The organism is Streptomyces actinomycinicus, assembly GCF_016741775.1.
Classification (GTDB): Bacteria; Actinomycetota; Actinomycetes; order Streptomycetales; family Streptomycetaceae; genus Streptomyces; species Streptomyces actinomycinicus.
In genome coordinates, this window is the sequence record NZ_JAERRK010000008.1 from 13,681 (window position 1) to 36,741 (window position 23,061).

Sequence of the window (23,061 nt, forward strand, 5' to 3'; positions counted from 1 at the left end):
CGCGGAGATCGGACCCGGCCGAAGTAGACACTGTCTACGAGGCCTGGTAGACAGTGTCTATGACCGAGTCCGACATCAGCCTGCGGGACCGCCTGGTCGACGTCGGCGTGCAACTGCTGGCCGCCGAGGGGTTGCAGGCCCTGACCCTGAGGGAGATCGCCCGGCGCGCCGGCGTCTCGCACGGGGCGCCGCGCCGCTACTTCCCCACCCACCTCGAACTGCTGTCGGCCATCGCCCGCCGCGGCTTCGCCGACCTGGCCGGGCGGGCGCACGGCGCGCTCGCGCGGGAGACCGGCGGGCCACGCGCACGGGTGGGCGCGCTGGCCCGGACCTACCTGGAGTTCGCCCTGGACGAGCCGGGCATGTACGAGCTGATGTTCCGTCACGACCTGCTGGAAAGCGGACACCTGGGCCTGCGCGGGACGAGCCTGCCACTGTTCGGGCAGCTCGCCGGCCTGGTCGCGGAGGTACGCCCGGAAGCCGACGCCCGCCGGGTGGCCGGCGCCCTGTGGGCCGGCCTGCACGGGATCGCCCAGCTGTGGCGCTGGGGCAGTCTGCAACTCGCCGCGGGCGAAGAAGACTTCGGCCCGCTGCTCGACACCGTGCTGACCGCGCACCTCGGCCCCGAGGCCGGCCGGTGAACCGGGGCTGGACGCTGACGAGCAGCGTGGCGGGGGCGGTGGTGGTCGCCCTGGACGGCACGGTCCTCACGGTCGCGCAGCCCGATCTGCAACGGGAGTTGCACGCGTCGTTCGCCGAGGTGCAGTGGACCAGCACCGCCTACCTCGTCGTGGTGGCGAGTCTGCTGGTGTTCGCGGGGCGGCTCGGTGACCGGTACGGGCAGCGGCGCGTGTTCGGGCTCGGGATGCTGGGCTTCGGCGCGGCCTCGGCCGGTATCGGACTCGCGCCCGGGGTGGGGTGGGTGATCGGACTGCGGGCGGTGCAGGGGCTGTTCGGGGCCCTGTCGCAGCCCGCCACACTGGGCATGCTGCGGATCGCGTATCCGCCGGACCGTCTCGCCCGGCCGCTGGCCGTGCGGACCGTCGCGATCGGGCTGGCGGCGGCAGCGGGGCCACTGCTGGGCGGGGCGCTGGTGACGGGTTCGGGCTGGCGGGCGGTGTTCTTCGTCAACGTGCTGCCCGCGCTCGTCTTCGGCCTGCCGGCCCTGCTGGGTCCGGACCGGCGCCCGGCGCCCGCCCGGACCCCGCTGGACCTGCCCGGGGCCCTGCTGCTCGCGGTGACGCTGGCCTGTCTGGTGTACGCGCTCACGGCGCGGCCCGTGTCCGGCGCGGCCCTCGCGCTCGCCGTGCTCACGGCCGCGCTCCTCGTGCGGCACGAACGGCGCACGGCGAGCCCGCTGTTGCCGGCCGCGGTGATCGGCTCCCGGGCGGTCGGAGCGGCGCTCGGCATCCTGATCGCCGTCTCCGCGTCCCTGTCCGGCACCCTGTTCGTCGCCACGTACGTCCTGCAACGCCACCTGGGACTCGACCCGTTCGCCAGCGCGCTGCGCAGCCTGCCGCTCGCGGTGCTGATGGTGCTGTCGGCGGCCCTGTGCCCCGCCCTGCTGCGCCGCCGCGGCGCCCGCCGTACGACCGCAGGAGCAACCGTGGCGCTCGCGCTCGGCGTCCTCCTGCTGTCCCGGACCACCTCGCCGGCCGGGCTCGGCTGCGGATTCGCGCTGCTGGGCGCCGGATTCGGCACGGTGATGGTGGCGGCCACCCAGGTGATCGTGCGGCGGGCGGAGCCGGAGGTGGCGGGAGTCGCCGGCGGACTGCAGCAGACCGCGCTGAACGTCGGCCCCGCCGTGGGCGTGGCCGCGGCGGCCGCACTGCTCGGCGCGGGCACCGGGCCGGCGCTGCTCGGCCTGGCCTGCCTGGCCGCGCTCGCCCTGCCCGCCGCCCGTGCGCTGCCGGGACCGGCCGGGACCGTACCTCCCGCGGACACTCGCGGTGAGCCGGTCCCGGCGGGTGGTCCTGCGCGACGATGAGAGGGCGACGGCCGGGCGGGGCAGCCGGGCCGCACCGGGGACGACGCGACCGGAGGACGAGCGATGGCACAGCTGCGACAGGACGTCGAGGCGGCGGAGGCGGGGCTGGACGGCGCGGCGCTGGACCGCCTGGACCGGCACCTCGCCCGCCTCGTCGACGAGGGGCGCCTGCCCGGCCACCTGGTGGCGGTGGCCCGCGGCGGCCGGGTCGCCCACCTGACCACGTACGGCCACCGGGACGTCGCGGCCGCACTGCCCGTCGAGCCGGACACGCTGTGGCGGATCTACTCGATGACCAAGCCGGTCACCGCGGTCGCCGTGCTGCTGCTGGTGGAGGAGGGCCGGCTGTCCCTGGACGACCCGCTCGACCGGCATCTGCCGGCCTTCGCCGAACCCCGGGTGTACGACGGCGGTGAGGGTGCCGGCATGCGCACCCGCCCGGCCGCCGGCCCGGTCCTGATCCGGCATCTGCTCACCCACACCGCCGGTATGACCTTCGGCTTCTACCACCGCCACCCCGTGGACGCGCTCTACCGCGCGTCGGGACTGGAGTACTCGGTGCCGCCGGGCGCCGGACTCGCCGAGACCGTCGAGGTGTACGCGCGGATGCCGCTGCAGTTCGACCCGGGCACGCAGTGGAACTACTCGGTCGCCTCCAACGTGCTGGGCCGGGTGATCGAAGTGGTCTCCGGGCAGCCGCTGGACGCGTTCTTCGAAAACCGCGTCCTGCGCCCGCTCGGCATGACCGACACCGGCTTCCACATCGCGCCCGGCCAGGCCGGCCGGCTCGCCGAGTTGTACGGCGAGACCGACGAGGGCGGGATCGAACCGGTGCCGGGACTGCCCGTGCACGGCCGGCCGCGGTTCCTGTCCGGCAGCGGCGGCCTGGTCTCCTGCGCCCACGACTTCCACCGGTTCATGGAGATGCTGCGCCGGGGCGGCGAGCTGGACGGCGTGCGCCTGCTGTCCCCGCGTACGCTCGCCCTGATGACCCGCAACCAGCTGCCGGGCGGGGCCACCCTCCGTTCCTTCGGCGCCCCGGTCCACCAGGAGGCGGGCAACGACGGCCTCGGCTTCGGCTTCAACGTCTCGGTGGTCACCGACCCGGCCCGCACCCTGGCCCCGTCCAGCCCCGGCACGTACGGCTGGACGGGCGTGGCCAGCACCGCGTTCTGGGTCGACCCGGCCCACGATCTGACCGTGCAGTTCATGAGCCAGGTGCGCCCCAGGAAGCTGAAGGTCTTCCCCGAGCTGCGGCGGCTGGTGCACGCGGCCCTGAGGGACTGAGCCCGGCGGCCCGCTACTGGCCGAGGGTCAAGGTGAACTCCACTCCCTGATCAGCGAGTTCGGCCAGCCAGCGGTCCGACCGCTGGGCGGTCTCCGCCGCCCGGTGCAGGCCCGCCGGCAGGCTGCCGTCCAGGATGCGGCCCACGCCCAGGGCGAGCGGACGGGAGACACAACGGGCCATCGCGGACTCCTCCGTGTCACCGGTCAGGTCGAGCAGGTAGGCGCCGGTCCAGGTGCGGCCCTCCCCCGCGTCGACCTCCAGTGCGACGGACAGCACCACCCGGTCGCGGTCGGCCTCCGTAGTCGGGTGAGCGTCCGCCAGTTCCCGGGCCAGCGCCGCGATCCGGTCGTCGTCGCCCGCTGTCAGCTCCTCGAAGACCGGCTGCCACGCCTTGAGCCAGCCGTCCAGCCGGAGGGTGCCCCGGACGAAGGTGCGCGGGGACCATGCGTCGGGCAGGTCGTACTGGTCGATGAAGGGGATGCTGTCCCGGTTGGGGTACGCCTCGAAGGTCTCGCCGGCCAGGACGAGCGTCCGCGTCGCCTCCCAGGGGCGGTCCGCCGTGGTCTCGGTGCCCTCGTCCAGGTAACGCGCGGGTGAGCGGAGGGCGTTGAGGACACCGAGCGGGGCCCAGCTGAAGCGGTACCGGAACTCGTTCGGCACGGCCGGGACGCCGCCGCAGTAGGAGGTGAGCCGGTAGGAGGCCGGCGTGTGCTCGCCGACCCGCGCCCGGGCGCGGCCGATGAGACTGTGCGCGAACAGGTGGTCGATGCCGGGGTCCAGGCCCGTCTCGGTGAGGACGACGAGACCGGCCGCCCGCGCCGCCCCGGCGTGCTCGAGCACCTCCGGCGACACATAGCTGGAGCAGGCGAAGTGCGCCCGGCCCCGCACGCACGCGGCCAGCAGCCCGGCGTGCTCCGCAGCCGGCAGCATCGACACCACGACGTCACCCGGCCCGAGTCCGGCGGCGAGGGCGTCCGGGCCGAGGGCCCGCGGCTCGGCCCGGCCGGTCAGTCCCAGGCCGGCCAGGGCCTCGGCCGCCCGGTCCACGGTGCGGTGCCACAGCAGCACCCGGCCGGCCGAGGCGCACAGGGCGGCCAGGCCGCTGCCGGTGGACAGGCCCGCACCGACCCAGTGGACGGTGCCGCTCGCCGGGACACGGTCGGTCATGACTCCCACTCCCCTTCGACGATGCCGAGTTCACGGCAGGCCTGGTGGAACCGGTCGAGACAGCGGCCCCAGGCAGCGCCGGAGCCGAAGGCGAGCAGCTGCGGCAGCAGGGCCGCCGAGAAGTCGACACTGGACTCGCGGGGCAGCAGGGACGGCAGGTTGTCGATGGCGATGAGGTCCAGCGGGGGCTCCTTGCGCAGGCGGCGCACGGGCTCGGTCCAGTCGGTGGTGCGGTCGTACACCGGCAGGACGTTGAACGGCGAGCCGACGTCGCAAGTGACGTCGCACAGGGTGCGCAGCCTGCGGGCCGGGGTGTCCAGGTCCTCCTCGCGCAGGAACGGCGGGACCAGGCTGGTCGCGAGGACCGCGTTCACCATCACGTCGTGCCCGAGCAGGGCCTGCCGGTCCAGGTCCCGGGTCTCCGCCAGGTCCCAGCGGGTCACCGGGACGCCCGCCGTGCCGAAGGCGGTCCAGGCGCCCCGGCCGCTGCGGCCCAGGGCGCCGATCACGAGCGCGGTGAACTCCTCGTCGCCGGCGGCCGGCCGCAGCTCGGCGTCCAGGTCGTCCTTGGCCGTCGGCGTGAGCGGTGCCGCGAGTCTGCCCCGGTGCTGGAGCACGGCGAGCGCCGCGCCCAGGTAGCCCGCCCAGAAACCGAAGGCGGCGAGCCTGCGGCCCTCGTCGTCCACCAGGTACTCCAGGTCCAGCAGCGCCCCGCCGCCGGCCGCGAACCGGCGCAGCAGCTCCGCGGCGCCCGGCTGCCGCTTGTAGGCGTGCCCGAAGAAGACGTGCCGGTGCGCCAGTTCCGCCGGTTCGCCGGGGAGTTCCTTCAGGCCGAGGACCACGGCGTCCCGCGGTGCCGTCGGCCAGGAGCCCGCCGGGGCGCGCCGGCAGCCGGCCGCCTCGTACTCCTCGACCGGGAAGATCCGCTGCGGGGACTCCTCGACGGTCAGCCTCACCCCGCTGCCGGTCAGACGGCGGGCGTCGGCGGGGACGACCGGTGTGCGCCGTTCGGTCGTACGGGGCTCGTGGCGCAGCCACAGGTGCAGCTCGGTCATACCAGGTTGGCCTCCGGGCGCGGGGCGTCGGCCGTGAACCGGCCGGCGCTCAGGGGGCTGATGTCCAGGAAGGGTACGCGTCCGAGGTACAGGTCACGGACGATCTCGCCGACGGCGGGTCCCTGCAGGAAGCCGTGCCCGGAGAAGCCGGTCGCGTACAGGAACCTGGACACCGTCGTCGCCTCGCCGATGAGGGCGTTGTGGTCGGGCGTGTTCTCGTACAGGCCCGCCCAGCCGCCGGTGCGCCGCAGGTCCAGCAGGGCCGGCGCGCGCTGCCGCATCGCCTCGGCGAGCCGCGGGATCCAGCGGTCGTGGGTGGCGGTGGCGAAACCCGGCTTCTCGTCCGGGTCGGACATGCCGAGCAGCAGGCCGGGGCCCTCTCGGTGGAAGTAGAGGCTGGTGGTGAAGTCGATGGTCATCGGCAGGTCGGGCGGCAGGCCCGGGACCGGCCCGGTGACAGCGATCTGCCGGCGCAACGGCTGCACCGGCAGCTCCACTCCCGCCATCGCGCCGACCGCCCGCGACCAGGCGCCGGCCGCGCAGATCACCGTCTCCGTCTCGATCCGGCCGAGGGTCGTACTGACCGCGGTGATCGTGTCCCCGCGCAGTTCGATGCCGGTGACCTCGGTGTGACGCAGGATGCGGGCGCCGTGGCCGCGGGCGGCCGTGGCGTAGCCGTGGACGACGGCCTCGGGGGTGCAGTGGCCGTCGTCGGGTGACCAGGCGGCGGCCAGCAGGCCGTCCGTGCCGATCAGCGGGGACAGCCGGCGGGCCTCCCGCGGGGTGAGCAGGCGGCTGGGCACCCCGAGGGAGTTCTGCAGCCGCACCCCCGCCTCGAAGGAGGCCAGCTGCCCGGGGGTGGACAGCAGGAACAGATAGCCGACCCGGTGCAGTCCGATGTCCTGCCCGACCTCCTGCGCGAACCGGCCGAACGCCTCCAGGCTGCGCGCGCCGAGCTGGATGTTCAGCTCGTCCGAGAACTGCGCCCGCACCCCTCCGGCGGCCTTGGAGGTGGAGCCGGCGGCCAGCTCGTCCCGCTCGACGAGGACGACGTCCCGCACCCCGGCGCGGGCCAGGTGCCAGGCGATGCTCGTGCCCATCACCCCGCCGCCGACGATGACCACCCGGGCCCGAAGGTTCACGCCGCCTCCTTCACCGCTCCACCGTCTCACCGCGCGGTCACGATCGCCCCCTGATCCTGTCCACCCGGCCGCCCGCCGAACCGGCCGGCGTCAGGAGCCGTGGGCGACGGCGTCCAGGTGCGGCAGGTGGTGGTCCATCCGCTCGCGCTTGGTCCGCAGGTAGGTGATGTTGCTCTCGCACGGCTCGATCAGCAGCGGCACCTGCTCGGCGACCTCGATGCCGTGCCGGACCAGCGCGTCCCGCTTGGCCGGGTTGTTGGACATCAGCCGTACCGAGCGCACTCCGAGGTCGCGCAGGATCTCGGCGGCGACCTTGTAGTCGCGGGCGTCGACCGGCAGGCCCAGCGCGAGGTTCGCCTCCACCGTGTCCAGGCCCTCCGCCTGCAGGGCCATCGCGCGCAGCTTGGCGAGCAGTCCGATGCCGCGGCCCTCGTGTCCCCTCAAGTAGACGACGATGCCGCTGCCTTCGGCGACGACCCCGCGCAGGGCGGCCTCCAGCTGGTCGCCGCACTCGCAGTGCCGGGAGCCGAACGCGTCCCCGGTCAGGCACTCCGAGTGGAGCCGGACGAGCACGTCCTCGGTGCCTATCTCGCCGTACACCAGGGCCACTTGCTCGTCACCGCGGTCGTGGTCCAGGTAGCCGATCGCCTGGAATTTCCCGTACACGGTGGGCAACGGTGCATTCACGACGCGTTCCGCGCCCGAACGCCGCGGGGACTTCTTGCCGAGTACGCCGATGTTGACGCTGGTGTTTTCTGTCATGATCTGATTCCTAAGCAGAGACGAAAGGCCGTGAAAAGATGAGTGGTTCGGGCGTACAGGCGGACGGCTACGGGGTGGCACACGTAGTGGTGCCGGCGGACACCACGGAGGACGTACGGACCAGGGGGGCGGGCGTTTCAGCACAGGTCGCGGTCCTTCCCGTCGGGAGCTTCGAGCAGCACGGTCCGTTCCTTCCGCTGGCGACCGACACGCTGGTCGCCTGCGCCGTGGCGCGGGAGATCGCCGCCGCGTACCCGGTGCACCTCCTTCCTCCGGTGACGGTCTCCTGCTCGCACGAGCACGTCGCCTGGCCGGGGACCGTCAGCATCTCGTCCGTGACCCTCCACGCGGTGGTCTCGGACATCGCCGCGTCGCTGCGCCGTTCGGGCGTCGACGCGCTGGTCGTGGTGAACGGGCACGGCGGCAACTACGTGCTGGGCAACGTCGTCCAGGAGGCGTCCGCGCGCGGCGAGCGGATGGCGCTGTTCCCGGCCGCCGAGGACTGGGAGGGGGCGCGGGAGCGGGCCGGTGTGGTCACCTCGCTGCTCACCGACATGCACGCGGGAGAAATCGAGACCTCGATTCTGCTGCACGCTCACCCCGAATTCGTCCGACCCGGACACGAGTCCGCCGATTTCACCGCCGACGACCGGCGCCATCTACTCACCGTGGGAATGTCCGCCTATACGGAATCGGGCGTCATCGGCCGTCCTTCCCTGGGTTCGGCGGAAAAGGGGAAGGCGCTGTTGGCGAGCCTCGTGAAATCCTTCGAGCCGTATTTCGCGCTGCTCACCTCGGCGACCGGGGAGGAGTAGCCCGGGGCGGGAGCACGGCCGGGGCCCATGGGGGCGGCCCCGGCCGGCAGGCGCTCGTCGGTCGCGGATTCCCCGTCCGGCGGACGCGTGCCCGCCCCGCGGCACTCCGCCGGAAGGCGCACGTCGGTCGCGGGCGGTCCCGGCAGGGCGGGGCCCACAGCGGGCCGGGGGCCGGGCACCCGGCCGGGCGCCGGAGTGGGGGATCCGGCGCGCAGGCCCTCGTACCAGCGCCAGGCGAGTACGACGGCCCCGGGCAGGCTCGCCACGAGGCTCAGCACGCCGTAGACGACGGCCACCGCGACTCCGGTGTCCGCGCCGAGCCCCGCCGCGCCGAACGCCCATGCGGTGACGCCCTCCCGGGGGCCGAAACCGCCGACGTTCAGCGGCAGACCCATCGCCACCAGCGCCAGTACGGCGAGCGGCACCAGGACCGCCACCGGGGCGGCCGAGCCGGCGATGCGGGCCGCCACGACGAACATGGCCAGATGCCCGGCCAGGACGATCGCGGACGACAGCGCGACCCCTGGCCCGCTCTGCCGGGAGGCCAATCCCCGGCGGGCCTCGCCGAGGGTCTGCCGCAGCGCGCCGCCCCGGCGGGCCGGCGGGCGGTTCATCCGCACGGCGAGCGCGACGGCCAGCGCCCCGGCGGCGGCCAGGGCGAGCAGCGGCGCGAAGCCACGGACATCGGCACGTACCGGCGACGGCAGGGTCAGCAGCACCGCCGCACCGGCCACGGCCAGCGCGACCTGCCCCGCGACGCGTTCCAGTACGACCGCCTTCACACCACGCTTGAGGTCACCTGCGCTCTGCCCGTGCCGGACCGCCCGGTGCACATCGCCCAGGATCCCGCCGGGCAGGGCCGCGTTCAGGAACAGCGCGCGGTAGTAGTCGGCGACGGCGGCGCCCAGCGGCAGCCGCAGCCGCAGCCCCCGGGCCACCAACTGCCAGCGCCACGCGCTGAACACGGTGGTGACCGCGCCGATGCCGAGCGCGGCCAGCACCGTCACGGCGTCGATCCGCCGCAGCCCGTCCAGCAGCACACCGGTACCGAGCCGCCACAGCAGCGCGACGAGGATGCCGGTGCCGACGAGGGTGCCCAAGTGGGCTCGCAGGGAACGGGAGTCACGACGCCGGGCCTCACCCGCCGATGCCACGCCGCCGCCGGTCGCGTCGGCCGGCACCGCGGATGCGCAGGTCACGTCGACCGGCACCGCGGATGCGCCGGTCGCGGCGGCCTGCACCGCGGAGGCGCCGGTCGCGGCGGCCGGCAGCGCGTCGGCCTGCGCCCCGGATGCGCGAGTCGCCTCCGGGGGTGTCGGGGCCGTGTGGGCTGTGTCCGGTGACGGTGCCGGGCGGCGGCGGGCTCGGCTCGTCGCCAGGGCCGTGCGCGTGTGTGCCGGGTTCGGGGGCGTCGTGCGCGTCTGTGTGCCGATGGACGGCCCCGGCACCGCCCTCGTCCCGGCCCCCGCCGCAGCCCCCGTACTCATGCCGCGCCGTCCGTGGGCCGGGGCAGGGCCAGCAGGTCGCTGTGGTGGAGGGTGACCCGCAGTGTGCCGGCCGCGCAGGCGGCGAGCCGGGCGTTCAGGTAGCGCTCGGCCCGGTCGGCCAGCTCGGGCCGTTGCTCGACGGCCGCGCCCACCCAGCCGCGCAGCCACTGCTCGGTCAGCGCGGCCTCGCCGGGCCCGAGCCGCCACGGGCTCGGCTGCACGCGGACCGTGGCACCGCGCTCGGAGAACGCCTCGCAGGCGAAGGTGATCGCGTCCGGGCCGAGCAGTCCGGTGCGCCGCTGGTGGGCGTTGAACGCGTCGGCGATCTCGGCGTCCAGCGGGTCCCCCGGGGCGAGTTCGACCCGGCCCGCGACGGAGAGCGTGAGCAGGACCGGGCAGCCAGCGCCCGTGCAGGCGTCCGCCAGGGTCTCGATCTCCTCCTCGGTGAGGACGTCGAGCAGCGCGGACGCTGTCACCAGCGAGGCACCGGTGAGCGCGTCCGGGGTGAGCCTGGCGACGTCGCCGCGCCGGGTCTCGACCGTGACGCGGCTGCCGTCGGCGGCGGAGCGCGGGGACGCCACGGCGGCGAAGTGCAGCAGGTACGGGTCCCGGTCGTGCAGGACCCAGTGCTGGGCGCCGTCGAGGCGGGGCGCGAGCCAGCGGCCCATCGAGCCGGTGCCGCAGCCCAGGTCGTGCACGACCAGTCCGCCGGATCGGCCCGGCAGGTTGGCCAGCCGGATCCGCAGCGGGTCGAGCAGGTCCTCCGCGCGGGCCGCCGCGTCGGCGGGCTCGCGCAGTTGCAGCCACTCGGGCGCGTACCGCGGGCCTTCCTCGGGGCCGCCGTCCCGCAGCCGCACGGTGGCCCGCTCACCGGGGCGGGTCACGGGCCCGGCACCCGCGATGACCGGACCGGCGGCGCCGGCCGGCCCGCCCGCCGCGCTTCCGACGGCACCACCCTGCGCCCCGGCCTCGGAAACGCTCCCGGGCCCCGTGCCCAAGGCTCCCGCCTCAGAAGCGTTCCCGGACTCGGTGCCCAAGGCTCCCACCTCAGAAGCGTTCCCGGACTCGGTGCCCAAGGCTCCCGCCTCAGCAGCGTTCCCGCGGTCAATACTCAGGGCCATAGCCCCGGAAGCATCCCCACGCTCCATGCCCAAGGCCCCAGCCCCAGCCCCAGCCCCAGAAGCGTTCCCGGGCTTCGCGCCCAGGGCCCCAGCCCCGGGAACATCCCCGCGCTCCATGCCCAGGGCCCCAGCCCCGGAAGCATCCCCGCGCTCCATTTCCAGGGCCCCAGCCCCGGAAGCGTTCCCGGGCTTCGTGCCCTGGGTCTCCGTACCCGCAGCGCTGTCCACGGCCGCCGCCTCCTCGTTCCGCGTGTTCGCGGTTCCCCGCACGGACTCCTCGTCGGCGGGCCCCGGCTGCGCCGGGATCAGTCCGCCGGTCTCCGACCGGATCGCGGCAGGCCGGCCCGGCCCCCGCTTCGCCGCGGACAACCCGGCCGGAACACCTCCACGGCTCCCGCCGCTCCTGGCGCCGCTCATGCCGCCCTCCTCGGGGGTTCGGGGAGTCGTCCGAGGACTCCGGCCAGGCTGCGGGCGGTGGTCGCCCAGCCGTCGAGCGCGGCGCGGCGGCTCCGGGCCGCGGCCTTCAGACGGCGGCGCACGTCGGGTTCGCCGAACCAGCCGCGCAGTTCGGCTGCGAGCGCGGCGGGGTCCTCCGGCGGCACGAGGATGCCGGGCACGCCGCCGTCCGGAGCGCGGCCGACCGCCTCGGGCAGCCCGCCGACGTCGGTGGCGAGCACCGGGATGCCACGGGCCAGGGCCTCGGTGACCGCCATGCCGTAGGTCTCGGCGTACGAGGTGAGGACCGTCAGGTCGGCCGCGGCGTAGGCGGCGTCGAGGTCGGCACCGGAGCGCGGGCCGCTCAGGTGCAGCCGGTCGGCGAGGCCGTACCGGGTGATCAGCTCGCGCAGGTGGGCGACGTACGCGGGGTCCTGGCCGAGACCGCCGACGCACTCGCAGGTCCAGGGCAGGTCCCGGACCGCCGCGAGGGCCTCCACCAGCCGGTGCTGGCCCTTGCGCGGGGTCACGGCGGCCACGCACAGCAGCCGGGAGACGCCGTCGGTACCGGGCGCGAGGGGTGCGATGTCGGCGCCGGGCGCGGCGACGTGCACCCGGTCGGGGGCGAGTCCGTGGTGGGAGACGAGCCGGCGGACCGCCCAGTCGCTGGTGGCGATGACCGCGGGCGCCGCCCGCAGCACCGTCCGCTCACGGCCGTCCAGGTCGGCGGCGACGGCCGGGTCCAGGCCGGTCTCGTCACCGAGCGGCAGGTGGACGAGGACGGCGAGGCGCAGCCGTGCGGCCTCGGGGACGACGATCTCCGGGACGCCGCAGGCGACGAGGCCGTCGAGGAGGACCACCGTGCCGTCCGGCAGGCCGCGGAGCACGCGGGCCAGGCCCTCCCGGGCGGTGCCGTCGGGGCGCGGCCAACTGCCCGGTGCGGCGTGCCGGGTGACCTGCCAGCCGAAGCCGGGCAGGTCCAGGCAGACCCGGCGGTCGTAGGCGTTGCCGCCGCTGGGCGTGGCCGGGTCGTCGACGCCGCCCGGCATGACGAAGTGCACGTTGCGCAGGGACATGGGGACGATTCCGGCGTTCTCGGCGGCGACGGCCTGCGCGGGCACGTACGTGAGACGGGCCCGTTCCACGGTCAGGTCGGTCACAGGTCACGCTCGTAACTCGCCCAGGCGATGTGCGACTCGTGCAGGGTGACCGTGATCCCCGCGAGGCCCTTGGCGCCCTCCCCCAGCGCGCCCTTGTGGACGCGCTCGGCGAGCCGGTCGGCGATGACCTTGGCCAGGAACTCGGTGGAGGTGTTGGTGCCGGCGAACTCGGGTTCGTCGTCGAGGTTGCGGTAGTTCAGCTCGGCGGTGACGGCCCCCAGTTCCTGGGTGGCCAGGCCGATGTCGACCACGATGTTGTCCTCGTCCAGCTGCTCGCGGCGGAACGTCGCGTCGACGAGGAAGGTGGCGCCGTGCAGTCGCTGCGCGGGCCCGAAAACCTCGCCGTGGAAGCTGTGGGCGATCATGATGTGATCGCGGACGGTGATGCTGAACAACTGACGACCCTCCAGGTGCGGCGCGTCCGGTCCCCCTGCCCTTGACCGCCGGGGGATGCCCTCTAGTACGGCTCCTCGCTTCCCCGTGTTCAGCCGTCCCTCACTCTTTTCTCAGGTCAGGCCGTCACCGCGTACCGGACCCGGTGGCACAGGGCCGGGATCTCACCGGAGGCGAGCCGCGGCATGACGTCGGGGAGTTCCTCGAACGCGCACTCCCCGGTGACGAGCGCGTCCAGCGCCGGGTCGGCGAGCAGGTCCAGGGCGAGGGCCATCCGGTCGGCGTAGCCGCGGCCGGCCCGGGCGGCCGGGGAGACGGTGCCGACCTGGCTGCTGCGCACGGTGAGCCGGCGGGAGTGGAAGGCCTCGCCGAGCGGCAGGGCGACGCTCCGGTCGCCGTACCAGCTCAGCTCCACGACCGTGCCCTCCGGGGCGAGGAGCTGCAGGGCCCTGGTGAGGCCGGCCTCGGAGGCGCTGGCGTGCACGACGAGGTCGCAGTCGCCGAGGGCGTCGGCGGGCGCGGCGAAGTCGACGCCGAGCGCCTCGGCGGTCTTGGCGCGGTCCGGGTCGGCGTCGACGAGTTGCAGCCTCACGCCCGGGAACCGGGCGAGCAGCGCGGTGACCGCGCAGCCGACCATGCCGCCGCCCACCACCGCGATCCGGTCACCGATCAGCGGCCTCGCGTCCCACAGGGCGTTCACGGCGGTCTCGACGGTTCCGGCGAGTACGGCCCGCGCGGCGGGCACGCGTTCGGGCACCACGGTGACGGCGCTCACCGGGACGACGTAACGGCTCTGGTGCGGATACAGGCAGAACACCGTGCGGCCGAGCAGCCCGGCCGGGCCCTCCTCGACCACGCCCACGCTGAGGTAGCCGTACTTCACCGGGCCCGGGAAACCGCCCTCCTGGAACGGGGCCCGCATGACTGCGTGCTGGCTCTCCGGCACCCCGCCGCGGAAGACGAGCGTCTCCGTGCCGCGGCTGACCCCGGAGTACAGGGCGCGCACGAGGACCTCGTCCTCGGCGGGCGCCGCGAGGGTGACGTCCCGCAGTTCCCCGTGGCCGGGTGAGCGGAGCCAGAACGCGCGGGCCGACCGGTTCATCGGCATCCTCCTGAACGATCGGGAAGTTGTTCACGTACCGAGTTGTGCACAGGCCGCGCAGAGTACGCGGCGTTGATCGACTCTGTCACTCGGCCGGAGGAATGCGCGGTGGCCCTGAACAACACGTTTGACGCGAGGCTCCAGCAGGAGACGGCCGTGGGAGCGGGCGTCCAGATCCTGCTGCTGGCCCTGCTCGGCTCGGCGATCGGCATGGGGCTGGCCGGCTGGCTGACCGGGCTCGCCTTCGCGTTCGCCACCTGGGCGGTCCTCTCCCGTGCCCTGCACCGGTCCCGGCTGCGCTCCTTCGGCCCCGCGAACCGGGTCACGCTCGGCCGGGCCACTCTGGTCGGCGGGGTGACCGCGCTGGTCGCGGACTCCTTCGAGAGCGCGCCGCCGGTGACGCTGCTGGTCGCCCTGACGGCCGTGGCCCTGCTGCTGGACGGCGTGGACGGCAAGGTCGCCCGCCGTACCGGCACCTCGACCGCGCTGGGCGCGCGCTTCGACATGGAGGTCGACGCGTTCCTGATCCTCGTGCTGAGCGTGTACGTGTCCATGCAGCTGGGCCCGTGGGTGCTCCTGATCGGCGGCATGCGGTACGCGTTCGTCGCCGCGGCCCGGGTCGCGCCCTGGCTGAACGCGCCGCTGCCGCCGTCGTTCGCCCGCAAGACGGTCGCCGCGCTCCAGGGCATCTGCCTGCTGGTGGCGGGCGCCGAGCTGCTGCCGCCCGCGGTCAACCTGGCGGTCGCGCTGCTGGCGCTGGGCTCCCTGGTGTGGTCCTTCGGCCGGGACGTGCTGTGGCTGTGGCGCAACCCGCGCACGGCGGCGCAGCCGACGGGTCCCGAGCCGGAGCCGAGGGTGCTTGAGCTGGCGGCCCACTGAACACCCGCACGCGAGGGGCCCGGACCGGTACCGGTCCGGGCCCTTCAGCGTCCCGCGGCCCTTTCGTGTCCCGGGCCCTTCGTGTCGCGGCCCTCACGTGTCCACGGGCCCATCGATTCCCGCGACCCACACGTGTCCACGGGCCTTCGAGTTCCCGCGGCCCTTTCGTGTCCCGTGGCCCGATGGTGTGTCGTGCGTGTCGTGCGTGTCGTGCCGCGCCGGGTTATGACCGCGTGGACCGTCCCCGTACGAGCGCGAACGCGGCGGCGGCGAGGCCGAGCACGCCGACCACCAGCCCGGCGACACCGAGCCCGCGGGCGGTGGAGTCGCTCGCGTCGGCGGCCTCCGACGTGCCGGCCGCGCCGGTCTTCGACGCCGCGGGGGCCGTGCCCTCACCGCCGGCGGTCAGTTCCAGCACGGGCGCCGGGGTCTCCGGCTCCTCGTCACCGGCCGGCTGCTCGATCCAGCGGGCGACCTTGCCGTCGGAGTAGGTCTGCAGCGTCTTGAAGGTCAACCGGTCGGTGTCCTCGGGCAGTTGTCCGAAGGCGACGTCGAAGTCCTCGTACTGCCCGGCGCCGATCTTCCCGCCGGTGAAGGTGATCTCGGAGGCGGCCTCCGTGATGGTGCCGTCGTCGGTCTTGACCGGGGTCTTGAGCTTCGTGGTCGTCACCTTGGCGGTCCAGCCGTCCTGCGGGTGGACGAGGACGCCGAGGACGGGGTGGTCGGTCGGCAGGAACACCTGCACCTTGGTGGTGGAGGCGCTGTCCTCCTCGTTGGGCACGCGGAAGGTGAGGACGCCGTCGGTGGCTCCCTTGGCGTAGCTCTCGGGGTGGACGGTGACGTGCGCGGAGGCGACACCAGCGGCGAGCAGGACCGAGCCGGCGGCGACGGCGGTGACGGTTGCGGCACGGCGCAGGGTGATGCGTGACGTGGACATGGGTGAATGGATCTCCGTACGAAGGATGGGCGTGAGGGGCCGGAGCGAGTACGGGATCAGGACCGGTGGCCCGCGCCGACGGACCGCGTGACGCAGCGGAGTCCGGCGGCCTGGCACGCAGTCGCCCGGGGCGCGGGCCGCGTCGAAGGCGAGGTGCGGGACCGCCTGGGTGAGAAGCATGGCCGCGGCGAACACGGCGGCACGCACACCTCTCACCGTCGGGGACGCGCTCATGGTGAGGGATCTTCCCACGGCCGGGAGATACGTGCCGCGCAGAAGCTGCGTTCATCACCGCCGCGGAGGTGTACAGCGCGCCCGGTGCCGGAGTGGAACACGGGCCGCGCGCCTCGAGTGTCACACCACGGCGGACTCCCGCTCCGTCCGACCGCACAGCTCACGGAGCTTCCCGCGCGTCTCAGGGTCCGTCGAGTACACGACCGTGCCGATCATGCCGCGGGTGAGCAGCACTTTGTAGGTGTTGCGGATCAGGCGGTCCACGTCCGCGTCGGACGTGGACCTCTTGAAGACCGGGTCCTTGGACTGCGTACGGTCCGTGATCCAACGGTCGCCGCGCCAGACGAGATCGGGGCCGATGATCACACCGGACCAGTCGTACTCGAAGCCCTGGGCGGTGTACACGCAGCCCACCTGGCCGAAGCCGGCAGGGTCGGTGGCCCACAGCGCGGACGGCGGTGCCCCGGAGACCGAGCGCTCGCCACGGAGGTTCCAGGGGCGTGCCCAGTCGCCGATCGTCACGTCGGCAGGGAGGGGATCGCCGGGCCTGGGTTCCGGGGACCACGGCCAGCAGTATCCGGCCGACATACGGGCGCCGTAGCCGTGGGCGCGCCGGGCCTCCAGGAAGGCCTCCAGCTCCGAAGGGCTGTCGGCGACCAGCAGTTGCATGCGGTCGTCGGGTTCCCAGACCACCGGCCCGCCCGGCTGCAGGCCGAGAAGGCGCACCACCCAGCGCAGATACGCGTCGCTGCCACCGCAGCGGAACTGGCTCTCCAGCGGTACGACCTGGCACTCGAGGCCCTGTGCCGCCGCGGCCGCCTTGATGTCTTCCACCGTTCCCATCTCGCCGGGGCGCACCACCTGGTGTTCGTCGAGGAGGAAGACGGGGACGCGGGCGACATCGATGAGTTCGTCGATCTGTCGTCTGCCGGTCCGCTGGGCCGCCGGGGTGTACCGGTTGGCGGAGGTCTCGCGGATGCGGTGGGCCTCGTCGCAGATCAGCACGTCAAGGGAGTTCCGCTCGGCCGTCATGAAGCTGTTGAAGTACTTGAAGAGGTCCTGGACCTCCCGCTTGCGCGTACCCGCGACCTTGCGCATCGTCTTGGTGAACGACTGCGAGCCCGTGGCGTGCAGCGCCGGCACACCTTGACGGTACAGCTCACCCAGCAGGGAGAGCGCGATCACACTCTTTCCGGTGCCCGGGCCGCCGGTGACGACCACGACCTCCTTGTGATCGGACTGCTTGGCCTTGCGTACGGCGTTGAGCACCATGCGGTACGCGACCTGCTGCTCGTCCAGGAGCACGAACTGCTCGCGGTCACGCACCTCCTGGGCCGCGACGGACATCAGCTGCTTCGACGGCACCGCCTTGCCCGCCAGCAGTTCGTCGGCGGCCCCGGCTCCCGGCGTCTGCGCGCGGAGTCTGCTGCGGAGGTAGTCGATGAACTCTCCCCGCCGCTCCCCCGTGAACATCTGGCCCCGGTCGTCGAGTTCGAGGGCCCGTAGACCGCCCACTCCGAACTCCGTGGCGTTGTGCAGGTACGCCACGCCGCTGACCCTGCCCGGGTGCCCGGCCACGGCGCCGTTGAAGTTGACGAGGTACTCGCAGTACCGCCGCACCTGCTCGATGGGGTTGAGGACCGGGTGCGCGTAGGCATCGATCCGGCACAGCGCCGGGTCGTCCTCGTCCGGTTCGGCCTGGCTCCACTGTTTCAGCTCCACGACGACGTACGACGGCTCTCCCGTCGCCGGGTGCACTCCGGCGAGGATCGCGTCGGCACGCTTGCTGTTCAGTGGCAGCGCGTACTCGAGCATCACCTCGACGGCACCCAGGCCCGCGTCGTTCAGCGCGGCGGTCAGCGCGGGGATGCTCCGCTCCCAGGAGCGGACTTCGGCGGCGCTGGGCCGGTGGCCGTGCATGTGGACGAACTGCTCGGTGAGGTGGAGGTAGAGCGAACTCTCGAGCGCACTCGCGGCGATCGTTCGGGCGGACTCGCGGAACAGCAAGAACTTCCCCCAGGCAGCACGAAGTGACTCGTGCGGGTGGGGGCGTGTCCTTCGAAACTCCGCCGTGGCGGAGCGGAAGCCCGTCGGGCCGCTATGACGATGTGATCAAGCGTACCTGGCCCCGGTCGACGCGCGGGGGCGCACGCGGAGGGACCATGCGCTGCGAGCGCACGCTCCCGTACCCGGCTCCTGTGCTTCCAGCCCTTCTGCTCCACCGCACCCAGGCCACCTCCGCCTGCACTCCGCCGCCCGCGACGCGGTCCACGCTCGGCTGCGGGAGGCCCCGAGTACGGGTGGGTGGAGCGAAAGTTGCGGCTCGCTGTGGTGCCGGCCGGTGGGCACGGGATCTGCCTCCGTGTCCACCGGCCCTCCGGGCCCGGCTCAGGCGGCCCGGTGTGAGCGGCCGCGGTGGACCCGGACGATGTCCGCGTACCGGTGTCCGCTGCCCTTGATCGTGCGCACCTGGGTGCGGTAGTCGACGTGGACCAGACCGAAGCGTTTGTCGTAGCCGTACGCCCACTCGAAGTTGTCCAGCAGCGACCAGGCGAAATAGCCGGCGAGCGGGGCGCCCTTGCGGGCGGCCGCGGCGCAGGCGGCGAGGTGCCGCTCGAGGTAGTCCTGGCGCTCGGGGTCGTCGATGCTGCCGTCGGGGCGCACGACGTCCGGGAAGGCGGAGCCGTTCTCGGTGACGTAGATCTTCCGGGCGCCGTACTCCTCGGTGAGCCGCAGCAGCAGCGTCTCGATGCCGTCGGCGTCGATCTCCCAGTCCATGCCGGTGCGCGGGACGCCCTCACGGCGCACGGAACGGACGTACGGTGCCGGCCCGCCGGGGTCGTGGGCGACGTACGCCGGGAAGTAGTAGTTCAGACCCAGCCAGTCCAGCGGGGCGGCGATCGTCTCCAGGTCACCGCCGAGTACGGGGAGTTCGACGCCGTAGGTCTCCACCATGTCGGCGGGGAAGCCGCGGCCGTGCACCGGATCGAGCCACCAGCGGTTGACGTGCCCGTCGTGCCGGCGGGCCGCCTCGCCGTCCTCGGGGCGGTCGGTGGCCGGGTGCACGGTGGAGAGGTTGTTGACGATGCCGACCCGGGCGGCGGGGGCTGCGGCGCGGATCGCCTCGGTGGCCAGGCCGTGGCCGAGGAGCAGGTGGTAGGACGCCCGGACGGCGGCGGTCAGGTCCGTCCAGCCCGGGGCCATCCTGCCCTCGAGGTGGCCGATCCAGGCTGAGCAGGAGGGCTCGTTGAGGGTCGCCCAGAGCGTGACGCGGTCGCCGAGGCGGTCCGCGACGGCCGAGGCGTAGTCGGCCAGGGCGAAGGCGGTGTCCCGCTCGGGCCAGCCGCCGTGGTCCTGGAGCACCTGCGGCAGGTCCCAGTGGTAGAGCGTGACGGACGGGGTGACGCCCGCCTCCAGCAGGGCGTCCACCAGCTCGTCGTAGAACGCCAGGCCTGCGGGGTTCACCGCGCCCCGCCCGTCCGGGACGACGCGCGGCCAGGCCACGGACAGCCGGTAGGCGTTGACGCCGAGCCGGCGCATCAGGCCGACGTCCTCGCGCCACCGGTGATAGTGGTCGCAGGCGGTGTCGCCCGTGTCGCCGTTCGCGACCTTCCCCGGGGTGTGCGAGAAGGTGTCCCAGATCGAGGGCGAACGGCCGCCCTCGGCGACGGCACCCTCGATCTGGTACGCCGCTGTGGCCGTGCCCCACAGGAAGTCGTGCGGGAAGGCGGCCAGGTCGATGCGTTCGGACACGGAAGTCCCTTCGGAGTACGGGGTGCCGGTCACTTGACGGCGCCTGCCGTCAGACCGGTGACGAGATAGCGCTGCAGGAGGAGGAAGCCGGCCACCACGGGCACGCTGACGACCAGCGAGGCGGCCATGATCTGATTCCAGTAGACGTCGTTGAGGGTGGAGTAGCCCTGGAGACCGACGGCGAGGGTGCGGGTGGTGTCATTGGTCATGACGGACGCGAAGAGCACCTCTCCCCACGCGGTCATGAAGGCGTACACGGCGACCGCGACGATGCCCGGGACCGCGGCCGGCACCACGATCCGCAGCAGCGCGCCGAACGGGCCGCAGCCGTCCACCAGGGCCGCCTCGTCGAGGTCGCGCGGCACCGAGTCGAAGTACCCGATGAGCATCCAGATCGAGAAGGGCAGGGAGAAGGTCAGGTACGTCAGGATCAGGCCGCCGCGGGAGCCGAACAGGGCGACGCCGGTGGCGTTGCCGATGTTGACGTAGAGCAGGAACAGCGGGAGCAGGAAGAGGATGCCCGGGAACATCTGCGTCGACAGGACGGTGACCGTGAAGACGCGTTTGCCGCGGAACTCGTAGCGGCTGACCGCGTAGGCCGCGAACACGGCGATGACGACCGAGCACAGGGTCGCCGCGCCGGCCACGATCAGCGAGTTCACGAAGTACTTGGCGAGCGGGACCGTGGACCAGATGTCGATGTACGGCCGGACGGTCAGCCCGCTGGGCAGCCAGCGGAACTTGCCGGTGACGTCGGCGAGGGGTTTCAGCGAGCTGGAGACCATCACGTACACCGGGACCAGCACGAACCCGGTGAGCACGGTGAGGAAGATCCGCCGGGACCACAGGAAGGAACGGGGTGGTGCCAGCGGCGAGTTGCGCTTGGGCGGGGCGGTGGACGGGGCGGACCACGGCGAGTTGCGCTTCGGCCGGGCGCGGGGCGGGCTAGACATCGGCGGCCCTCCGTCCGCGCGAGGTGACCAGCAGGTACACGCCGGTCACGGCCAGCAGGAAGAGCAGCAGCAGGACGGACATGGCGGAGCCGGTACCGAAGTTCCAGGTGACGAAGGAGGCCTGGTAGATGTGGACCGAGACGAGGTCGGCGGCCTCGGGGGCGGACTTGCCGAACAGCACGTACGGCGTGTTGAAGTCGTTGAACGTCCACAGGAACAGCACGAGGACCAGGACCTGGTTGACGGGCCGCAGCGACGGCAGGGTGATGCGGCGGACCTGCTGCCACATCCCGGCGCCGTCCAGCGCGGCCGCCTCGTACAGCTCCCGCGGGATGTTCTGCAGTCCGGCCATCACGATGAGGAAGGCGAACGGCCAGCCCCTCCACACCGAGACGGTGAGCAGCGCGTAGAAGCTGTTGTCACCGATGAGCCAGAAGGACGGCTCGCCGGTGAGGTGGAGCTGGTCGTGCAGGACGTGGTTCACCAGGCCGTTGTCGTGCTGGAACATGAACACCCAGGTGATGACGGCCGTGTAGACGGGCAGCGCGTACGGCACCAGGAACAGGGCGCGCAGCAGGCCCCGGCCGCGGAAGGTGTCCTGCATGCAGATCGCGGCGGCGGTGCCGATCAGCCAGCACAGGCCGACCGACAGCAGGGTGAAGCCGACGGTGACGGAGAAGGAGTGCAGCAGGGCCTTGCCGACGGGGGCGTCGAAGTCCACCGACACCTTGTAGTTGCCGAAGCCGGACCAGGGGGCGGCCCCCCAGTCACGGATGTAGAACTGGGTGAGTTCCTTGAAGCTCATCACGACGCCGATGACCATCGGCACCAGATGGACGAGGAGTTCGAGCAGGAGGGCGGGCAGCAGGAGCAGGTAGGGCAGTCCGATGCGGCGGATCCGCCCGGTGCGGCGGCGGGGTTCGCGCGCCGCACCGGGGGACGTCGGGCGCACCGGCTCTTTCAGGGCGGTGGTGGTCATCTCGGATCAGGCCGCCGGCATCTGCTGCTGGGCCTTCTCCAGCTCGGCCTTGACGGAGTCGGTGGTCACCGCCCGTCCGGCGGCGGCGTCGGCGAACAGGTCCTTCACGGCGGTGCCCACCGCCGTCTCGAACTGTGACTCGGAGGGGACCTGCGGCAGCGCCGCCGCGCTGGTGGCCAGGGTGTTCTTGAGGACGGCGGTGTCGGGGGCGTCGAACGCCGCGTCGCCCTGCGCGGCCTTGACCGGCGGGATGGTGCTGTAGGCGGTGTTGAGGGTCTTCTGCTCGGCGTCGGACGTCATGAACTCCACGAACTTCGTGGCGCCGTCGAGGTTGCGGGTGTTCTTGAAGACGGCGATGTTGATGCCGGCCACCATGGAGTTGACCTGGGGGCCGCTGCCCGGGGCGCCGGACCGCACGGGCACGGGGGCGACTCCGTAGGCGTCCTCGCTCATGCCCTGCGACGTGAGGTTGGCGGCGGCGGACTGCCACAGCAGCATGGCCTGCTTGCCCTTGGCGAAGTCGCTCACCGACTGGTTCTGCGCGTACTCGGCGTCACCGGTGGGGATGACCTTGTCCTTGGCCATCAGGTCGACGTACTGCTTGACCGCGTCGACCACCTTGGGGCCGGTGAAGTCGGGCTTGCCGTCGGCGGTGAAGAAGTCGGCGTCGTGCTGCTTGGCGAAGACGAAGACGTGGTGGATGTTCTCCGACAGGTTCGCGCCCTCGGCGCCGAGCACCGCCTTGCCCCCGGCCTTGATCTTCTTGCCGTCCGCGACCAGTTCGTCCCAGGTGGCCGGCGGCTCGGCGATACCGGCGTCGGCGAAGATCTTCTTGTTGTAGTAGAGCGCGTAGGCCATCGAGTACAGCGGGACGGCGGCCGGGTCCTTGCCGCGGACGCCCGTGGAGCTCAGCGCGGAGTCCACGAAACGGTCCCTGCCGCCGATCTTCGCGAAGTTCCCGTCGTCCCACGGGAGCAGCGCGCCGGTCGCCTGGAGCGAGGCGCTCCAGGTGTTGCCGATGTTGAGCACGTCCGGGCCTTGACCGGAGGTGGTCGCGGTCAGGATCCGGTTGAGCAGATCCGACCAGGGCACGACCTCCAGCTTCACCTTGATGCCGGTCTTCTTCTCGAACTTGTCGAGTTCGGGCTGGAGGACCTTCTTGTCGACGGCGATGCTGGCGCCCTGGTTGGAGGCCCAGTACGTCAGGGTCCCGGGCGAGTCGTTCGACCCGCTCCCGTTCGACGAACCGCCTCCGCAGGCCGTGGCCGCGAGGGCGAGAGACAGGGTGACGGCGCCTACGGCCGCGGCTCGGATACTGCGCATGGCTCCTGGGGTCCCTTTCCGGGAGTCGGCAACCGCGAGGGCGATCGGCGGGGACCGGCACCCCGTTCGACCCACGACCGCCCTCATGG

General features: G+C 73.1%; 19 protein-coding genes and 1 pseudogene. 5 read left to right on the plus strand and 15 right to left on the minus strand.

The window, feature by feature from the left end; genetic code table 11:
- Positions 1–59 precede the first annotated feature (59 nt).
- The 3 genes from JK359_RS17810 (at position 60) to JK359_RS17820 (ending at position 3,274) form a co-directional block, all read left to right on the plus strand.
- Positions 60–641 carry a TetR/AcrR family transcriptional regulator gene (locus JK359_RS17810; RefSeq protein ID WP_201836708.1) on the plus strand — a complete coding sequence of 194 codons (582 nt, stop codon included), beginning with the start codon at positions 60–62 and terminating at the stop codon, positions 639–641.
- Positions 638–1,987: an MFS transporter gene (locus tag JK359_RS17815; protein WP_201836709.1), complete on the plus strand. Its 1,350-nt coding sequence runs from the start codon at positions 638–640 to the stop codon at positions 1,985–1,987. Before JK359_RS17810 ends, JK359_RS17815 begins: the two co-directional genes overlap by 4 nt.
- Before the next feature lie 63 nt (positions 1,988–2,050).
- On the plus strand, positions 2,051–3,274 hold the full coding sequence (locus tag JK359_RS17820; RefSeq protein ID WP_201836710.1) for a serine hydrolase domain-containing protein: 1,224 nt from the start codon (positions 2,051–2,053) through the stop codon (positions 3,272–3,274).
- A 13-nt stretch (positions 3,275–3,287) separates the two neighbouring features.
- On the opposite strand, the gene JK359_RS17825 is transcribed toward JK359_RS17820, so the two are convergent.
- The 4 genes from JK359_RS17825 to ribA all read right to left on the minus strand — a co-directional run bounded on the left by JK359_RS17825 (position 3,288) and on the right by ribA (position 7,401).
- Positions 3,288–4,442, minus strand: a complete 1,155-nt coding sequence (locus JK359_RS17825) for a saccharopine dehydrogenase family protein (protein WP_201836711.1) — start codon at positions 4,440–4,442, stop codon at positions 3,288–3,290.
- On the minus strand, positions 4,439–5,497 hold the full coding sequence (locus JK359_RS17830; protein WP_201836712.1) for a saccharopine dehydrogenase: 1,059 nt from the start codon (positions 5,495–5,497) through the stop codon (positions 4,439–4,441). The genes JK359_RS17825 and JK359_RS17830 overlap by 4 nt, the downstream gene beginning before the upstream one ends.
- Positions 5,494–6,639, minus strand: a complete 1,146-nt coding sequence (locus JK359_RS17835) for an NAD(P)/FAD-dependent oxidoreductase (RefSeq protein ID WP_201836714.1) — start codon at positions 6,637–6,639, stop codon at positions 5,494–5,496. The genes JK359_RS17830 and JK359_RS17835 overlap by 4 nt, the downstream gene beginning before the upstream one ends.
- A 90-nt stretch (positions 6,640–6,729) precedes the next feature.
- A complete protein-coding gene (ribA, locus tag JK359_RS17840) occupies positions 6,730–7,401 on the minus strand; it encodes a GTP cyclohydrolase II (RefSeq protein ID WP_201836716.1) in 672 nt (223 codons plus the stop codon).
- A 38-nt stretch (positions 7,402–7,439) separates the two neighbouring features.
- On the opposite strand from ribA, the gene JK359_RS17845 reads away from it, so the two are divergent.
- Positions 7,440–8,216 carry a creatininase family protein gene (locus tag JK359_RS17845; RefSeq protein WP_201836718.1) on the plus strand — a complete coding sequence of 259 codons (777 nt, stop codon included), beginning with the start codon at positions 7,440–7,442 and terminating at the stop codon, positions 8,214–8,216.
- A 311-nt stretch (positions 8,217–8,527) separates the two neighbouring features.
- Here the strand turns inward: JK359_RS17845 and JK359_RS39160 are convergent.
- From JK359_RS39160 to JK359_RS17870, 5 genes and pseudogenes are all read right to left on the minus strand, one after another.
- Positions 8,528–9,703 (minus strand): annotated as a pseudogene (locus tag JK359_RS39160) (lysylphosphatidylglycerol synthase transmembrane domain-containing protein); the annotation flags it as partial.
- On the minus strand, positions 9,700–10,605 hold the full coding sequence (locus tag JK359_RS17855; RefSeq protein ID WP_201837174.1) for a class I SAM-dependent methyltransferase: 906 nt from the start codon (positions 10,603–10,605) through the stop codon (positions 9,700–9,702). The pseudogene JK359_RS39160 and the gene JK359_RS17855, both read right to left, overlap by 4 nt.
- A gap of 632 nt (positions 10,606–11,237) precedes the next feature.
- On the minus strand, positions 11,238–12,419 hold the full coding sequence (locus tag JK359_RS17860) for a glycosyltransferase family 4 protein (protein WP_201836720.1): 1,182 nt from the start codon (positions 12,417–12,419) through the stop codon (positions 11,238–11,240).
- Complete coding sequence (locus tag JK359_RS17865; protein WP_201836721.1) at positions 12,416–12,814, minus strand: 6-pyruvoyl trahydropterin synthase family protein; 399 nt, start codon at positions 12,812–12,814, stop codon at positions 12,416–12,418. The genes JK359_RS17860 and JK359_RS17865 overlap by 4 nt, the downstream gene beginning before the upstream one ends.
- Positions 12,815–12,930: 116 nt before the next feature.
- On the minus strand, positions 12,931–13,914 hold the full coding sequence (locus tag JK359_RS17870) for a zinc-dependent alcohol dehydrogenase (protein ID WP_201836723.1): 984 nt from the start codon (positions 13,912–13,914) through the stop codon (positions 12,931–12,933).
- 108 nt (positions 13,915–14,022) lie between these two features.
- On the opposite strand from JK359_RS17870, the gene JK359_RS17875 reads away from it, so the two are divergent.
- A complete protein-coding gene (locus tag JK359_RS17875; RefSeq protein WP_201836725.1) occupies positions 14,023–14,793 on the plus strand; it encodes a CDP-alcohol phosphatidyltransferase family protein in 771 nt (256 codons plus the stop codon).
- Positions 14,794–15,016: 223 nt separating this feature from the next.
- Here JK359_RS17875 and JK359_RS17880 read toward each other — a convergent pair whose 3' ends face one another.
- The 6 genes from JK359_RS17880 to JK359_RS17905 form a co-directional block, all read right to left on the minus strand.
- The gene (locus tag JK359_RS17880; protein ID WP_201836727.1) at positions 15,017–15,730 is read right to left on the minus strand and encodes a YcnI family copper-binding membrane protein; all 714 of its coding nucleotides are present in this window, start codon (positions 15,728–15,730) and stop codon (positions 15,017–15,019) included.
- Between the two features lie 354 nt (positions 15,731–16,084).
- Positions 16,085–17,971 carry a DUF2075 domain-containing protein gene (locus JK359_RS17885; protein WP_201836728.1) on the minus strand — a complete coding sequence of 629 codons (1,887 nt, stop codon included), beginning with the start codon at positions 17,969–17,971 and terminating at the stop codon, positions 16,085–16,087.
- 381 nt (positions 17,972–18,352) lie between these two features.
- Positions 18,353–19,717: a GH1 family beta-glucosidase gene (locus tag JK359_RS17890; protein WP_201836729.1), complete on the minus strand. Its 1,365-nt coding sequence runs from the start codon at positions 19,715–19,717 to the stop codon at positions 18,353–18,355.
- Positions 19,718–19,746: 29 nt separating this feature from the next.
- Positions 19,747–20,586: a carbohydrate ABC transporter permease gene (locus tag JK359_RS17895; RefSeq protein ID WP_201837176.1), complete on the minus strand. Its 840-nt coding sequence runs from the start codon at positions 20,584–20,586 to the stop codon at positions 19,747–19,749.
- 76 nt (positions 20,587–20,662) lie between these two features.
- Positions 20,663–21,649, minus strand: a complete 987-nt coding sequence (locus tag JK359_RS17900) for a carbohydrate ABC transporter permease (protein ID WP_201836730.1) — start codon at positions 21,647–21,649, stop codon at positions 20,663–20,665.
- Positions 21,650–21,655: 6 nt separating this feature from the next.
- The gene (locus JK359_RS17905) at positions 21,656–22,972 is read right to left on the minus strand and encodes an ABC transporter substrate-binding protein (protein WP_201836731.1); all 1,317 of its coding nucleotides are present in this window, start codon (positions 22,970–22,972) and stop codon (positions 21,656–21,658) included.
- Between the last annotated feature and the right edge of the window lie 89 nt (positions 22,973–23,061).

What these genes read in the sequence shown, in the direction of transcription:
- JK359_RS17880 (WP_201836727.1), bottom strand. Translation starts at nt 15,730, where the DNA reads ATGTCCACGTCACGCATCACCCTGCGCCGTGCCGCAACCGTCACCGCC.
- JK359_RS17900 (WP_201836730.1), bottom strand. Translation starts at nt 21,649, where the DNA reads ATGACCACCACCGCCCTGAAAGAGCCGGTGCGCCCGACGTCCCCCGGT.
- JK359_RS17810 (WP_201836708.1), top strand. Translation starts at nt 60, where the DNA reads ATGACCGAGTCCGACATCAGCCTGCGGGACCGCCTGGTCGACGTCGGC.
- JK359_RS17825 (WP_201836711.1), bottom strand. Translation starts at nt 4,442, where the DNA reads ATGACCGACCGTGTCCCGGCGAGCGGCACCGTCCACTGGGTCGGTGCG.
- ribA (WP_201836716.1), bottom strand. Translation starts at nt 7,401, where the DNA reads ATGACAGAAAACACCAGCGTCAACATCGGCGTACTCGGCAAGAAGTCC.
- JK359_RS17870 (WP_201836723.1), bottom strand. Translation starts at nt 13,914, where the DNA reads ATGAACCGGTCGGCCCGCGCGTTCTGGCTCCGCTCACCCGGCCACGGG.
- JK359_RS17820 (WP_201836710.1), top strand. Translation starts at nt 2,051, where the DNA reads ATGGCACAGCTGCGACAGGACGTCGAGGCGGCGGAGGCGGGGCTGGAC.
- JK359_RS17845 (WP_201836718.1), top strand. Translation starts at nt 7,440, where the DNA reads ATGAGTGGTTCGGGCGTACAGGCGGACGGCTACGGGGTGGCACACGTA.
- JK359_RS17830 (WP_201836712.1), bottom strand. Translation starts at nt 5,497, where the DNA reads ATGACCGAGCTGCACCTGTGGCTGCGCCACGAGCCCCGTACGACCGAA.
- JK359_RS17905 (WP_201836731.1), bottom strand. Translation starts at nt 22,972, where the DNA reads ATGCGCAGTATCCGAGCCGCGGCCGTAGGCGCCGTCACCCTGTCTCTC.